Source organism: Ammoniphilus resinae, from assembly GCF_017873965.1.
In the GTDB taxonomy this organism is placed as follows: domain Bacteria; phylum Bacillota; class Bacilli; order Aneurinibacillales; family RAOX-1; genus Ammoniphilus_A; species Ammoniphilus_A resinae.
In genome coordinates this window covers 86,965-100,451 of the sequence record NZ_JAGGKT010000006.1, presented here as the reverse complement: position 1 = coordinate 100,451, position 13,487 = coordinate 86,965, and the positions used below count along the sequence as shown (strand labels likewise).

Annotated in this window: 14 protein-coding genes, 4 tRNA genes, 1 other RNA gene, 1 pseudogene and 1 riboswitch; of the genes and pseudogenes, 8 read left to right on the top strand and 12 right to left on the bottom strand. The window is 43.1% G+C overall.

Going from position 1 to position 13,487, the window contains the following annotated elements:
• Positions 1–51 precede the first annotated feature (51 nt).
• Entirely contained in the window at positions 52–597 is a 546-nt protein-coding gene (locus J2Z37_RS11665) for a hypothetical protein (RefSeq protein WP_209810437.1), read from the top strand.
• Positions 598–652: 55 nt separating this feature from the next.
• A riboswitch (cyclic di-GMP riboswitch) is annotated at positions 653–740 on the top strand.
• Positions 741–754: 14 nt separating this feature from the next.
• Complete coding sequence (locus J2Z37_RS11660; RefSeq protein ID WP_209810436.1) at positions 755–895, top strand: hypothetical protein; 141 nt, start codon at positions 755–757, stop codon at positions 893–895.
• Between the two features lie 634 nt (positions 896–1,529).
• Here the strand turns inward: J2Z37_RS11660 and J2Z37_RS11655 are convergent.
• The 4 genes from J2Z37_RS11655 to rnpB form a co-directional block, all read right to left on the bottom strand.
• Positions 1,530–1,605: transfer RNA gene (locus J2Z37_RS11655), tRNA-Ala, on the bottom strand.
• A 227-nt stretch (positions 1,606–1,832) separates the two neighbouring features.
• Positions 1,833–1,906, bottom strand: a tRNA-Gly gene (locus J2Z37_RS11650).
• Between the two features lie 5 nt (positions 1,907–1,911).
• Positions 1,912–1,990: transfer RNA gene (locus J2Z37_RS11645), tRNA-Arg, on the bottom strand.
• A gap of 34 nt (positions 1,991–2,024) precedes the next feature.
• An RNA gene (gene rnpB, locus J2Z37_RS11640) (RNase P RNA component class B) lies at positions 2,025–2,409 on the bottom strand.
• Between the two features lie 260 nt (positions 2,410–2,669).
• Here rnpB and J2Z37_RS11635 point away from each other — a divergent pair.
• Positions 2,670–3,056, top strand: coding sequence for a YmaF family protein (locus tag J2Z37_RS11635; RefSeq protein ID WP_209810435.1), 387 nt, complete (start codon positions 2,670–2,672; stop codon positions 3,054–3,056).
• 41 nt (positions 3,057–3,097) lie between these two features.
• Here J2Z37_RS11635 and J2Z37_RS11630 read toward each other — a convergent pair whose 3' ends face one another.
• From J2Z37_RS11630 to J2Z37_RS11620, 3 genes are all read right to left on the bottom strand, one after another.
• Positions 3,098–3,649: a cupin domain-containing protein gene (locus J2Z37_RS11630; RefSeq protein WP_209810434.1), complete on the bottom strand. Its 552-nt coding sequence runs from the start codon at positions 3,647–3,649 to the stop codon at positions 3,098–3,100.
• Between the two features lie 122 nt (positions 3,650–3,771).
• A complete protein-coding gene (locus J2Z37_RS11625; RefSeq protein WP_209810433.1) occupies positions 3,772–4,989 on the bottom strand; it encodes an MFS transporter in 1,218 nt (405 codons plus the stop codon).
• Positions 4,982–5,413, bottom strand: a complete 432-nt coding sequence (locus tag J2Z37_RS11620; RefSeq protein ID WP_209810432.1) for a MarR family winged helix-turn-helix transcriptional regulator — start codon at positions 5,411–5,413, stop codon at positions 4,982–4,984. The genes J2Z37_RS11625 and J2Z37_RS11620 overlap by 8 nt, the downstream gene beginning before the upstream one ends.
• A 187-nt stretch (positions 5,414–5,600) precedes the next feature.
• Here J2Z37_RS11620 and J2Z37_RS11615 point away from each other — a divergent pair, with 187 nt between their 5' ends.
• On the top strand, positions 5,601–6,605 hold the full coding sequence (locus tag J2Z37_RS11615) for a DUF3231 family protein (RefSeq protein ID WP_209810431.1): 1,005 nt from the start codon (positions 5,601–5,603) through the stop codon (positions 6,603–6,605).
• A 163-nt stretch (positions 6,606–6,768) separates the two neighbouring features.
• On the opposite strand, the gene J2Z37_RS11610 is transcribed toward J2Z37_RS11615, so the two are convergent.
• The 4 genes and pseudogenes from J2Z37_RS11610 to J2Z37_RS11600 form a co-directional block, all read right to left on the bottom strand.
• Positions 6,769–6,844 (bottom strand) — tRNA-Arg (locus J2Z37_RS11610).
• A 145-nt stretch (positions 6,845–6,989) separates the two neighbouring features.
• Positions 6,990–7,655: pseudogene (locus J2Z37_RS26010) on the bottom strand (permease); the annotation flags it as partial.
• A 15-nt stretch (positions 7,656–7,670) separates the two neighbouring features.
• Positions 7,671–8,075: a hypothetical protein gene (locus J2Z37_RS26005; protein ID WP_342453816.1), complete on the bottom strand. Its 405-nt coding sequence runs from the start codon at positions 8,073–8,075 to the stop codon at positions 7,671–7,673.
• Positions 8,076–8,244: 169 nt separating this feature from the next.
• Positions 8,245–8,619, bottom strand: a complete 375-nt coding sequence (locus tag J2Z37_RS11600) for a LysM peptidoglycan-binding domain-containing protein (RefSeq protein ID WP_209810430.1) — start codon at positions 8,617–8,619, stop codon at positions 8,245–8,247.
• Positions 8,620–8,732: 113 nt separating this feature from the next.
• On the opposite strand from J2Z37_RS11600, the gene J2Z37_RS11595 reads away from it, so the two are divergent.
• The gene (locus J2Z37_RS11595; RefSeq protein WP_209810429.1) at positions 8,733–9,872 is read left to right on the top strand and encodes a chymotrypsin family serine protease; all 1,140 of its coding nucleotides are present in this window, start codon (positions 8,733–8,735) and stop codon (positions 9,870–9,872) included.
• A 66-nt stretch (positions 9,873–9,938) separates the two neighbouring features.
• On the opposite strand, the gene J2Z37_RS11590 is transcribed toward J2Z37_RS11595, so the two are convergent.
• Positions 9,939–10,652 carry a hypothetical protein gene (locus J2Z37_RS11590; RefSeq protein ID WP_209810428.1) on the bottom strand — a complete coding sequence of 238 codons (714 nt, stop codon included), beginning with the start codon at positions 10,650–10,652 and terminating at the stop codon, positions 9,939–9,941.
• Between the two features lie 139 nt (positions 10,653–10,791).
• On the opposite strand from J2Z37_RS11590, the gene J2Z37_RS11585 reads away from it, so the two are divergent.
• From J2Z37_RS11585 to tatA, 3 genes are read left to right on the top strand one after another with little or no spacing between them, the layout of a single operon-like run.
• Entirely contained in the window at positions 10,792–11,553 is a 762-nt protein-coding gene (locus J2Z37_RS11585) for a gluconate 2-dehydrogenase subunit 3 family protein (protein ID WP_209810427.1), read from the top strand.
• Positions 11,554–11,570: 17 nt separating this feature from the next.
• A complete protein-coding gene (locus tag J2Z37_RS11580) occupies positions 11,571–13,286 on the top strand; it encodes a GMC family oxidoreductase (protein ID WP_209810426.1) in 1,716 nt (571 codons plus the stop codon).
• The gene (gene tatA / locus J2Z37_RS11575) at positions 13,283–13,486 is read left to right on the top strand and encodes a twin-arginine translocase TatA/TatE family subunit (protein ID WP_209810425.1); all 204 of its coding nucleotides are present in this window, start codon (positions 13,283–13,285) and stop codon (positions 13,484–13,486) included. The genes J2Z37_RS11580 and tatA overlap by 4 nt, the downstream gene beginning before the upstream one ends.
• Position 13,487: the final 1 nt, after the last annotated feature.

Below are 13,487 nucleotides of genomic sequence, written 5' to 3'. Positions count from 1 at the left end.
CTGTAACAAGATAAATAACGTCAAATAATATTTTTGAAAGTGGAGGGAAAAATGAAGTTTTGGTTTAAAACTCTTATTGTTTTACTTCTTGTTTTCGGCTTTAGCCTTCCTGGTTCAGCACAGAATATTGGACAGCTTCAAGTGGATGGGACGAAGGCTAAAGACGCAAAACATCTAGTAGAGATGTCACCCTTAATTCTAGTCGGCTGGGCAGATGTACCAAACAGAGAGTACCCAACAGGAAAAAAGGTGCAGGGACGAGAAATTGTAAATTTTGTGCAGAAAATCGATGTCAAGCAAACTTTGAAAGGAACGGCGAGCCCTCTGATAGATCTCTTAACCACAGGTGTATCGCCACTTCCTGATGCCTCCGACCCTCTTAACCATTCTTATCCTGGTTCCGTAGCGGAAGGGACTTATGTTTTTTTCCTACGGCCTGTAACGGGAACAGACCTTTATTCGATCGTTGGGATTTGGCAGGGACTTTATCCCTTTGATGGAGGACAAACAGTAGGACTAGAGGGCTATAGTTACCCTGATTTCCTTAATCTAACAGCTAAGGAAATTGAGAGTAAAATTAAAGCTTATTCCCGATAATTTATTAAAAAATATTTGATCTTTCACGTGGTACGTAATATGATGGAATTATACTCTACGATAATAGCAAACTTAGCGAAAGATAAGGGCGCAAAGCCACGGGCCTAAGGTATTACCTATACTACGGCAGCCGGGTTACCGAAAGGAGAAGGGAAAAGTGAACCAGGTCATTAGCAATAGTACTTTAGTCAGGGTTTTAGAATGTCTACGCAAGGACATTAAAGACCCTATGCTGAACTGGGTAGAAAGAAATGAACTGCACCAGGTCATTCACAATCTCGAAAAGCTTGTGAAATAATAGTAGAGGGCTGCCCCTGAAGATGGGGTTAGCCTTTTTTATATTTTTACGGGATATTTGTAATAATGGGGGATCGATTCCGTGATGGTTTAGTAGGTCTGCGGGGTGGGGACCCTTTATCTATGTACCTTTGGCTTTGGGTACTATCCCTTTCCATCAGACGTTTTTGGAGTGGTATTAGCGAGGGCCTACCAACTTGCCCAATGTGGTGCGAATAGGAGATAGACCTATTCGCAACTAGCGGCAAGATTTTTTATGCTACCTTGTCTCGATTCCGGCCTATTCGGGACTAGTGGCAAAGTTTTTTATGCTAACCTGTCTCAATTCCAGCCTATTTGGGACTAGAGGCATAGTTTTTTATGCTATTTTGTCTCAATTCCGGCCTATTTGGGACTAGTGGCAAGGTTTTTTGTACTAACCTGTCTCGATTCAGGCTTATTCGCGACTAGCGGCAAGGTTTTTTATGCTAACCTGTCTCGATTCAGGCCTATTCGGGACTAGTGGCAAGGTTTTTTATGCTAACCTGTCTTGATTCAGACCTATTCGGGACTAGTGGCAAGGTTGTACTTACCTGTCTCGACGCAAAAACTCCTATTCAACTTTTTCAATTGAATAGGAGTAACATTCTTATGTATGGTGGAGCATAGCGGGATCGAACCGCTGACCTCTACACTGCCAGTGTAGCGCTCTCCCAGCTGAGCTAATGCCCCAGGATAGTAGTAAGATTTCTTTAAAGTTGCTACTGATATTATTCCAGCAAGATGCTTAATCGACGTAGTTGGAATAATTACTAATGGAGCCCTAAAGGACTTCTTTATTTCATCCAACGAAGATGTGGTTCGACGTAGTTGGAATGAAAATTAATGGAGCCCTCTTCGAGGACTTCTGATATTATTCCCGCAAGATGCTTACTCGACGTAGTAGGATTCATAGCATATGGAGCGGGTGAAGGGAATCGAACCCTCGCGACCAGCTTGGAAGGCTGGAGTTCTACCATTGAACTACACCCGCATATTTGGCGCGCTCGGAGGGATTCGAACCCCCGGCAGACGCGGTACCGGAAACCGCCGCTCTATCCAGCTGAGCTACGAGCGCCTAAAAATACGCTAAAACATATGGCATGTGAAACGGCTATAAGCCAGATTTTGTTCCTGTGTGCTACTGCGATGCCAATCTTGCACATCAGGTGTAGTCATTTGACTATCGGCAATGAAAATGCCGATCTATCCCTTCAGTTTGATTCCCTCGGGATAGTGCCCCTACCAAATTTGGGTTGCTCGCTCGTGGGGTTTACCTCGTTCCATCCCATCCTTTTCAAGACAGGTTCGTCTCTGTGGCACCTTCAGGTTACTCTTAGCATATCCAAAATGGACGTAGCTTATTTCACCGCCGTCAGTCAACTTCCGTTAACTGCCCTACCTTTCAGCAGGCACGAACACTCCGGGCATCTCAGCACCGGGCGAGTCCAGACTTTCCTCAGCTCATGAAATCATGAACCGCAACTACTCACCGTTTCAACTGATGTTTATCAGCGACAAGTAATAATTTATCATATTTCATCAATCATGTCATTAGGTGGTGATTGGGATTCATGGAAAATAACAGTATAACTTGCTAATCACTTAAATTATTGTAATGTAAATTTAAATCTTCGTCTATAAAAAAGTTCTACCAGAAAAAATGATTCAATTGCCTTCCGTAATTTGTCCCTTTCAAAACATAACAAAAATGCATTCATTGTAAGGAAACTGTTTTGAAAGGTGGTAATCGATTTATGGGGAAAAAAGCTCGTACTTCTCAAAGGTTTAGTCGAATTCAACACAGAATGCAAGGTGTGACAGCTGTTGCAGATGCACATCGGCATTTGTTTAGCAATGTCACGGATCTTCTCATTCGCATTCCTGGCGGAACGCACCGACACACTTTTCAGGGGGTAACCAACACCACTCTGAACCATAGGCACGCCTACTCTGGCAGCACTGGACCTGCCATTAACGGTCAGGGGGCAAACCATTTTCATCGTTTTCGAATCACCACGCAAGTTGCTGACGGCCATAGACATGTCATTACAGGTAGAACAACGGTCCCCATGCTAATTAATGGCGTGATGTCACATGGATTAATCGTTGAAAAGGTAAAAAGGGTAAAGGTAAAAAAATAAATGGTGAAGTATTTAAAAAACCGAGGAGCACCCTCGGTTTTTTAGTCCTCAGCAGCCATAGCAATAGCCTTTGTTTGGTGAACGGTACCAAAAGGATGATGAGGCGGTGCGTAGATCACGTAAACCTTAAGCGGTACATTTCCCGTATTCGTAACATTATGCCATTTTCCAGCTGGGATCATAATAGCATATCCGTCATAGGCCATCTGCTGAAAATCTAAGTTATTTTTTGTATCACCCATTTGCACAAGTGCCTGCCCTTGTTCAATACGTATAAATTGATCTGTCGTCGGATGGATTTCTAACCCGATGTCTTCTCCCACATTAATACTCATAAGGGTTACCTGAAAGTATTTACCCGTCCATAAAGCTGTGCGGTAATTATTGTTTTGCTTTGTCGCTTGATCGATATTAACCACAAACGGGTTTGGTCCATAATCTCGCAATGCAGTCTGTTGCTCCTTGGAGTGATAGTTCCAGTACATGTTGTTCCATTGTTGATAATAAGGGGCCCAGTTATTACGCCAATGATCGTAATGGCCGTTCATTTGATTTTGCCATTGATGGGGATAACATGATTGACAGTAGTACATATTGTTTCTCCTCCCAGGGTCTCATGTTTACCCTTTTATCCTATGCAGTTGCCTACCTATTGGGTTGGAAAATGGGTAAGGGCCCATCGCCTTAAAGAAAAACACCGGAAGGAGATAATGTTTTATCCTGCATCCGCTTGTCGTGTATGCATCTCAGAAATCTCTTCAGAACGAACAGTTCTTCTGCCATGAAGATATTGATAAAGAAAAATACAAGCAATCATTACGACTGCCATGGACACATATAGCCCACGGTAACCAATGGTTGGGATGAGCAAGCCTAAGATGAATGGTCCCACGCCGATCCCTCCATCGAGGAAAATATAGTAGGTAGAGGTTGCTAACCCTGCCCGTTTCTTTGGAGAGACCTTTATGGCAATAGCCTGGGCGCTTGCCGACAATGTTCCGTATCCAAGACCGACAAAGACACCTGCTAATAGAAGGAAAAATCCTTGATGAACTTGGCTTAGGATGACCAAGCCAACGCCAAATAACAAGAACGATGGATACATCACAAAGTTTTCGCCTTTCGTATCGAACCATCTGCCTGTAAACGGTCTTGATACTAAAACCGCTGCAGCATAGGCAATAAAGAAGAAGCTAGCCACATCCACTAAATCAAGCTCTTTAGAATATGATGTAAGAAAGGAGAGCACACTGGAATAACCCAAGCCTAAAAAAGCACTAATCATTGCAATGGGAATCGCATTGGGTTCAAAGAAACTGCTTAACTTAAAGCTTTGCATTTTTCCAAGTTCTTCTTTTGTTAATTCTATTTTGGGGATTTTTAAGAAAAGAGAAGCAACAAAGCTAATCACCAGCAGGATCGAACATAAAATAAAGTTCATGCTAAAGCCCGCATGCTCTGATAAAAACATTCCCAAAAACGGACCGATTGCAGCTGCAAGCGTAAGACTTAATGCATAATAACCAATTCCTTCTCCACGTCGCCCGCTTGGAATTATACTGGCTACGATTGTACCTGTTGCCGTGGAGGCCAAGCCAAATGCCGCACCATTTAAGAAACGAATAATTAATAAAAAGGGCAAATTATTTACAACAAAGTATAGTAGGGTGATGACCAGAGTAAAGACAAAGCCAGTGTAAAGCAATTTCTTGCGCCCAATCCGTTCAATGGATCTGCCCGCAAAGAGCCGTGCAACAAGAGCCCCAATCACAAAAATCCCAGATGCAAGACCAGCCACACTAGGTGGAGCTTCAAATGTTTCTGTTGCATATAACGTAATAACAGCCATTAATAAGTAAAATGTAAGATACAGGAAGAAATTAGCTGTGGAAACAATTAAAAAATCCTTGGTCCACAATTTCTCATTATTCATTCTGTCTACCTTCTTCGTTTATAATATTTTCTCGTAACTTTGGCAGGAGTCGAAATGCAGCTTCTTGTTCTTCCTTGGAAATTCCCTTCATTACCTCAAATTCCAATTCCGTTATCTTTTGACGACAGGTCTGATAAATCTCTTCCCCTACCTCGGTCAGCTGTATAATCTTTTCCCGCTTGTCTTTTCCAGGCACTTGCATCACCAGCCCTTTCTCCTCCAAGCGTTTAACTGATCGCGTAATTGTAGGCTTCTCAACATTGAAGTGATTGGAAATATCAACAAGCAATGTTTTTTTATTATTCTTTACGTAAAAAATCACCGTCCACAATGAGTAGGACAAGTCATATTCAGCCAATAGATCATTCAACTTTGTAATTAGAGGCCGGTAAAGCATCAAATAACGTTGAAAAAAACCCTGCAATTCACACCCCACCTTTAAAAATCGCAAAATAAAAATAATAGTTACCTAAGGTAACTATTTACGAAGGAAACTATACTCTCTTTGATAGAAAATGTCAATAAGCTGGATCAGCACAAAGTTATATTTACATTTTATATAAGTCTAAGTGAAATACTTTATTTACTTGGACAAAATATGGAGGTCAAATATGCAAACAGCACATAACATAAAGCTTACATCAGCAGAGATAGCGCATCTATGGATAAATTACATAAATGACAGCCTGTCTACATGTGTCCTTCGATATATGTTTGAGAAAACAGAGGATACACAAATGAAAGAAATTATTGGTTTTGCCTTGCAGCTTTCCCAAAAACACGTTGAAACGATTAAGGAAATGTTCGAACACGAGAACTATCCCATTCCTCTTGGATTTACTAATGAGGATGTATCCTTAAAGGCACCACGATTATTTTCAGATATGTTTCATATACAATATGTTTTTCACATGACCAAGATCGGGATTCCGTCCTATGGGGTCTCTCTAGGTATGGTTTCGAGGTCAGATGTACGAGCTTATTTTTCAGAATGTATTGCTTCCAGCACGGAATTACAAAATAAAACAGTCGATTTATTACTGGAGAAGGGGCTGTTGGTTAGACCACCTTACATTACTACACCAAAAAAAGTGGATTTCGTAAAAGACCAGAGCTTTTTAAAAGGTTGGTTTGGAGAGCGGAAACCACTACTTTCAATGGAAATTGCACAACTTTGGCACAATATACAAACAAATGAGATTGGAAAGGCACTCGTGATGGGGTTTAGTCAAGTAGCAAAAACCGCTGATGTACGAGATTACATGGTGAGAGGTAAAAAGATTTCAGCAAAACATATAGAGATTTTTGGTTCACTCCTCACTGATAATGATCTTCCATCACCGGTTTCTTCCGATGCTGATGTAACGGATGCCACAATTCCACCATTTTCTGATAAATTAATGTTATTCCATGCTTCGGCTTTATCTGCTGCAGGAATGGGAAACTATGGAGCGGCCATAGCAACGAGTACGAGAAGAGATTTAGTTGCTCATTACCTTCGGCTAAATGCAGAAATTGGACAATATGCCGAAGATGGAGCAAATCTTATGATAAAGCATGGATGGATGGAACAACCACCTCAATCCGTTGACAGGGAAGAATTAGCAAGAAAATAGAGAATAGGACACAACAAACTCCTTACAATTAGTGAAGGAGTTTGCTTTTTTATATGCCCCTCTTAAATAATATCCACGGCTGTGTGGGCGATCTTCAAAGCTGTTTCATGAAAAAAGGGTATAACCGTTAATACAGTTACACCCTTGATTTTATTGATATGTATGGCGGCCCCGAGATGATTCGAACATCCGACTCACAGTTTAGGAAACTGCAGCTCTATCCCCTGAGCTACGGGGCCAAATTCAAATATTGTTAGCACTATATAAGTTACCATATGAATATCTATTTTTCAACTTTAAAAGTATGTCAGTCATTACAAATTGTGTATGGTTTTTTGAGGAAGTCCGTCCTGCCATATTGCAGGACGGCTCCATCCAAATCCACTACATAATCATCATTGCTACCAATCCTGTGACTAGCCCTATACACATCACCATACCGGTTATAAACAGCAATACCTTTGTAGGGAAAACCTTCCTCACCATTAATAGAGAAGGTAAACTAATTGCCGGCAAGGTCATCATGAGGACCGTTGCAGGTCCAGATCCCAGACCATAGGACATCATTGTTTTAACGATCGGGATCTCAGCAGCCGTTGGGATCACAAACAAAGTTCCGACAATGGCAAAACCGATCATCGCAAAAATGCTATTGCTCCAAGCGGGGCTAACCGATGGGAAGATCCATGCTCTGGCAGCTCCTAAAGCAAGAACGGTGATGATATACGCTGGAAGTACACCAATAAACAAGGACCACATAGAGGAGATCCAGCGGACAAACAAGGAACGATGACTGTCTTCGGCATGTTTCGGAAGCTCCAAAAATTCATCATCCATTTCCAAAGACTCCTCGTTCACAAAGCGATTAGCAAAATAGGAAACACCAAACACAAGAAGCAAGCCAAATACAATCCGTAAAGCGGTGAAATCCCAACCTAACACAAACCCCATAAAAATAAGGGTTGCCGGGTTTAATACGGGATTTCCTAACCAGAAGGCTAACGCAGCCCCGACAGATGCAAATCGTTTACGCAGGCTCACGGCCAGCGGTGCGGCACAGCATGTTCACATCATGCCTGGCAGGGAAGAAACCCCTGCAACTGCTGTACTGCGGAATGATTTCGAACCGAATACACGAACCAACCAGTTTTGCGGAATCAACACTTGCACCAATGAACCTAACACAATTCCAAGCAATGCCGCTTTCCAAATCGCTAGAAAATAGGTAACAGCATAGCCCCAAGCTGCATTCCAAGAAGGTGCAGGCGCACCATTATCCTTCCCGCTCACAATCGATGCACCAATATCGTGGGTGTTGGCAGCCAGGAAGGCTTTATGAAAGTACGGGTTCCATTTTACAAAGTATAGACCGATAAATGCTACTGCTAAAAAAACAATTCCCCATACTGCCCATTTCGCCTTGCCTCTAGCAGGTTGTTTCGCAGCATTGGTTTCAACATTTGTTTGCATGTTTCCTCACCTCCTTCTCCAACTAAAGATTTTTGTATTATAACATATCATTATCGTGTTAATAAATATATATAATTCCCACCAAATACTTGCCTGTCCTGGTCAGCAATTGAACAAAAAAATCGGCCCTCTATATTAGAGAACCGCATCACGGCAGACATTGATGCATTTATGTTTCCAATCGACGCACTCGCGTCTCCAAGTTATCGACCCGGCGATTCAGCTGATTGACTTCACGCTCCAAGGCGCTAACCCGTCGCTCCAACGATTGGTTTGAACCAGGCCCAGGTGATGGGGTGGGGTGCCCGATGGGATAAGGGCCGACTGGGATTTGGAGGACCGTACCGACAAAGACCATATTGGGGTTGGTAATCTCATTGGCACGCATAATTTGCTGAACGCTGATTCCGTATCTCGACGCTATGGACCATAGGTTCTCTCCAGGCTGGACTACGTGATTAATCAATTTCATTTCCTCCTCTGCGGATTTAATCCCTAACAAAGTATGAGTAAAAATAGTTATCTGCCCTAGGCTGGAATCCAAATTCTCTCCTCCTGGTGATATGACTATTTTCCTATACAGGTAGGCATACGACGATTCTTGGAATGATACCGTGACATACGCTGTAGTGTTCAAACCTAGAGAGGAGAATGCAGATGGCCAGTATGCGCGTAGCACATTTGCAAAAAAATAAGATCTCCCTGCAATTGCTCAAAAACCCGGAGGTTATTGGGGTAGGGGTTGGGCATGCGGATCCAAAAAGACCAAGTCGCGGCGGAGCTATTATTGTTTACACGCATCGAAATGTTGTAACAGCAGATGTGAGCCGAGCTCTATCTAGATTAATGGATACCCGGATGCCAACTCGAATTATTGAAGCAGGATTGCCTCGCCCGCATCCTGCCTTGATGGCGAGAAAGAAACGAAATTTCAAAGGACAAATCGGTATACAAAGAAGAAGGGCATATGCTAGTCAAATCGTTCCCCAGCGCAGATTCCGCCCGATCCCTGGTGGGGTGAGTATCGGCTATTTGGTCAACACCAATTCATCCTCCATTGGTACAGGAGGTTTAGTCACGATTAGAAATGGCCAATTATTTCTCTTAACAAACAATCACGTTGCGATTCGTGACAATCAGTTCGCCCCCAATATGTATCAGCCAGGCCCTTTTGAGGAGGGCAGTACGTTTAATCCAAATGATGTGTTTGGTAGAGCTGCCGAATACGTTCCACTAAGGGCAAATCAAGTAAACTTTATGGATGCTGCGATTGTCAGAGGGGTCTCCAATACTATACTTGAACCAAGGTATCTCAGACCTGTCCTCGGCACGTGGAGAACGATTATCGTACCTGGTCATTTGAATTCCGTACGGGTCGGAGAGAATGTATACAAAACAGGACGTACTTCCGGATTCGGAACGGGTGTGGTTGAATCGGTGAATGTAGACCAAAGAGTCGGTCCTTATCCAGAAGTGGGGGGAGCTGTTCTTCTCTTCCGTAATCAACTTGTCATTCGTGGGCAAAGCATTCCCGGCGATTCTGGATCTGTCTGGCTGCGTTCAGGTGATAATTGGGCAGTAGGCCTTAACTTTGCAGGTGGTGGAGGAGTTGCCATTGCTAATCCCATTGGAACGGTGATGAATACCTTTGGATTAAGGGTCGCCCTGCCGCCAGCCCATTCAGGGACAGTAAGAAGGGGAGCGATCAAAGACAACAGAGGTAAAGGGGACTACGGATACAGTTTACCTTTAACAGCAAACCAAAGAAAACAAATTCAGGTGGTTCGGCGAAAGTAACAAATGCTGTGCAGGGGTCTCTGATGGCAAGCCCATTCATTGAAAAAGAGCTTCACAAGAAGCCCTTTATCTCTTTTCTTCGACCGTTTTCGCATTCTTAATAATCAGGGATATATCATTTGCAATTTGTTCAGCCGGAATATTAGGGGAATGAAAATTCTTCTTTACCCGATCAATCGCAGATACGGCAGCAGGGTCTGTCACTGACAAAATCCGCACATCCTCACCCAACAAATCCCGAATCTCCTTTAATGCCTGCGGCATATTATACATGCCTTTGTCCATTGTACCAAGGGTTCCCGTTCCCTCAATTCTTGTATCAGGCCCTACTGCAGAGGTGCCCTCATTCCCATTAATCAGTTTGTTCTGTGTTGTATCATAGCGGTTTGAAGTAACTTCTTTTTTCACTTGGCCCAAAACCACGGCATCATCCATAACCAAAACGGTGATGCCCCCAATCCCTGTCCCATTTAATCTTGATTCCAAATGGGAGGATAATCCTTCCGTGTGTAATCCTGAACTGCCGATCATGCTATAAACAGTGGTGCCCATTCCGTACGATGACTCCCCTTGGTGATTCTTTGTCTCTAAAGGAAAATCATGTTCACTTTCCCCACCATCTTCACTAGGTATTTTCGTTATCTCCTGGTGATTATCAGAGCTTTTCGACATGGTAGCTCCTGCTGCATTCTGATCATCCTGGTTCGTTCCACAAGCCGTATTCAAAACCATGATACTTCCTAATAGAAAACTGGTGATGATCCATTTGTTTGCCTTCATATGGTACCTCCCTTGATCAAACTTATCGTTAGATATTCCCAAGTTTAACCAATTTTATAAACAACATATTTTTATTTTTTTATACCTTGTTTAACAATGAACTATTTTGTACAAAAAGATAAGGACTGGAGGTGTATATATGTCTATTCATAATGAGGAAGAATCAAAAGACCAAAATCCATCATCGGTAACACGAAGAAAATTCCTGAAAAACTCGGGTTATGTGGTGGGAGGCGCAATCCTTGGAGGGATTGTTGGAAATCTATTAGGTAGACCTGTACAAGAAAACAATCCTTCACAAGCTGCTGGGCCGACTACAGATTATAACCAGGCCTTGATGTTCTTTACGATCGAACAATTTCGAACGGTAGAAGCAGCTACGGAACGGATCTTCCCAGCGGATGAAATTGGGCCCGGGGCCAAGGATCTGGGTGTCGCTTACTTTATTGATCATCAATTAAGTGGTGACTGGGGATTCAATGCTAGGGATTATATGCAAGGACCTTTTTACAAAGGGGAGGCAGTACAGGGTTACCAGGGACGTTTGAAACGTCGGGAAATCTTCGACATTGCCCTCCAAGAAATGAATAATTATAGCAGGTCCAAATACCAAAAGAGGTTCTATGAATTAACGGGTGAACAGCAAGATGAAGTCCTAACTGCTTTTCAAAATGATGAAGTAAAGATTACAACCATTTCTCCCAGCGGCTTCTTCAATACGCTTCGTACAGCTACCATCCAAGGGGTCTATGCAGATCCACTATACGGAGGAAACCGAAATATGGACGGTTGGAAAATGAAAAACTTCCCTGGGAACCAGATGGCATATACCGATATTATTGAAGACGAAAAATTAGCAAAAATACCGCCAAAAAGTCTGAAAGATCATGTTCAGCATTAGGGAAATGAGGTGAGAAGATGGCAAAAAAACTGCCAAAAGTCGATGTTGTCATTGTCGGAGTAGGTTGGGCCGGAGGAATCATTGCCGCAGAATTAGCCAAACAAGGTCTCCAGGTTGTCGGACTGGAACGAGGAAAAGAAAGAAAAACAGAAGACTATTTTATGGTTCATGATGAACTTCGTTATGCTTATCGATATGAATTATTTCAGGATCTTTCCAAAGAAACCGTCACCTTTCGCAGCAACGAAAAGGTTCGCGCCTTGCCGATGCGCCAATATGGTTCTTTTCTGTTAGGAGACGGACTTGGGGGCGCAGGAGTTCATTGGAATGGACAAACCTATCGCTTTTTGCCATATGATTTTCAGATTCAAAGCAAAACGGTTGAGCGGTACGGAAAAAATAAAATCCCAGCCGGAATGACCATTCAGGATTGGGGTATTACTTACGATGAAATGGAGCCTTACTTTGATGCCTTTGAGAAAATGGCGGGCATCTCAGGTGAAGAGAATCCACTTGGAGGAAAGCGTTCTGATAAATATCCGACCCCTCCGATGAAATACTCTCCCCAAATGAAGATGTTTCAAGATGCAACGAAAAAATTAAATCTCCACCCCTATGCAACCCCATCGGCGAACCTTTCGGAAGCCTACACGAATCCCGATGGAATTGCCCGGACGGCGTGCCAGTATTGCGGTTTTTGCGAACGTTTTGGATGTGAGTATGGAGCCAAGGCTGATCCGGTTGTCACCGTCATCCCGGTAGCCAACAAGACCGGGAAGTTTCAAATTCGTACTCACTCCTATGTGCGGCGTATATTACATACTGGAAACAAGGCGACAGGCGTTCTGTACACGGACGTCACAACAGGTGAAGAAATTGAACAGCCTGCGGATATCGTTGTTCTTACCAGCTATGTATTTAATAATGTCCGTTTATTACTAAATTCCAAGCTCGGCCGCCCTTATGACCCAAAAACAGGGACAGGCGTGATCGGTAAGAACTATGCCTATCAAGTGCAAAAAGGAAATGCATTAGGTTTTTATGAGAACATGGAATTTAATAATTTTGCTGGCGCGGGTGCCCTTGGAGTGACCATTGATGACTACAATGGAGATAACTTTGATCACGCCAACCTAAACTTTATTCACGGGGGCGGGATCCGAATCAGTCAAACAGGAAAAAGACCGATCGCTTCCAATTCAGTCCCGAAAGGAACACCAACCTGGGGGAAAGAATTTAAAGCCAACTCCATTAAATATTACAATCGAACATTGTCTGTATCCGGACAGGGAGCCAGTATGCCATTTCAACATCATTACCTCGATCTGGATCCCGAATATAAGGATGTATTTGGAGATCCGCTGATTCGCCTTACTTTCGACTTTGAAGAGCAGGATCGGCAATTAGCTGCTTTTCTGGCAGAAAGATGTGGGGAGATCATGAAGGAAATGGGGGCAGATCTCATTCAGGTAGCGAAAGATCTTGGACCATACGATATCGTTCCCTACCAGTCCACACATAACACCGGCGGAGTGATCATGGGAGCAAGTCCAGATTCTTCAGCTATCAATAACTATGGACAGTTATGGGATGCGGAAAATGTGTTTGTCGTTGGCGCCTCTTCCTTCCCACATAATAGTGGATATAATCCGACGGGAACTGTAGGGGCCTTATCCTATCGAACGGCAGAAGGAATTATTAAATATAGCAAGAATGGCGGGATACTCGTATGATCAATAATATCGGAATCCCCGGATTAATTATTATTTTAGTGATTGCCCTCATCGTCTTTGGACCGAGCAAACTTCCGCAAATTGGACGAGCCCTAGGGGACACACTTCGCGAATTTCGCAGTTCAACAAGAAACATCGTGGAAGATATCACCGAGGATCCGGATCAGAAGCGAATCGAAGGATCAGTAAAAGAACGATAAA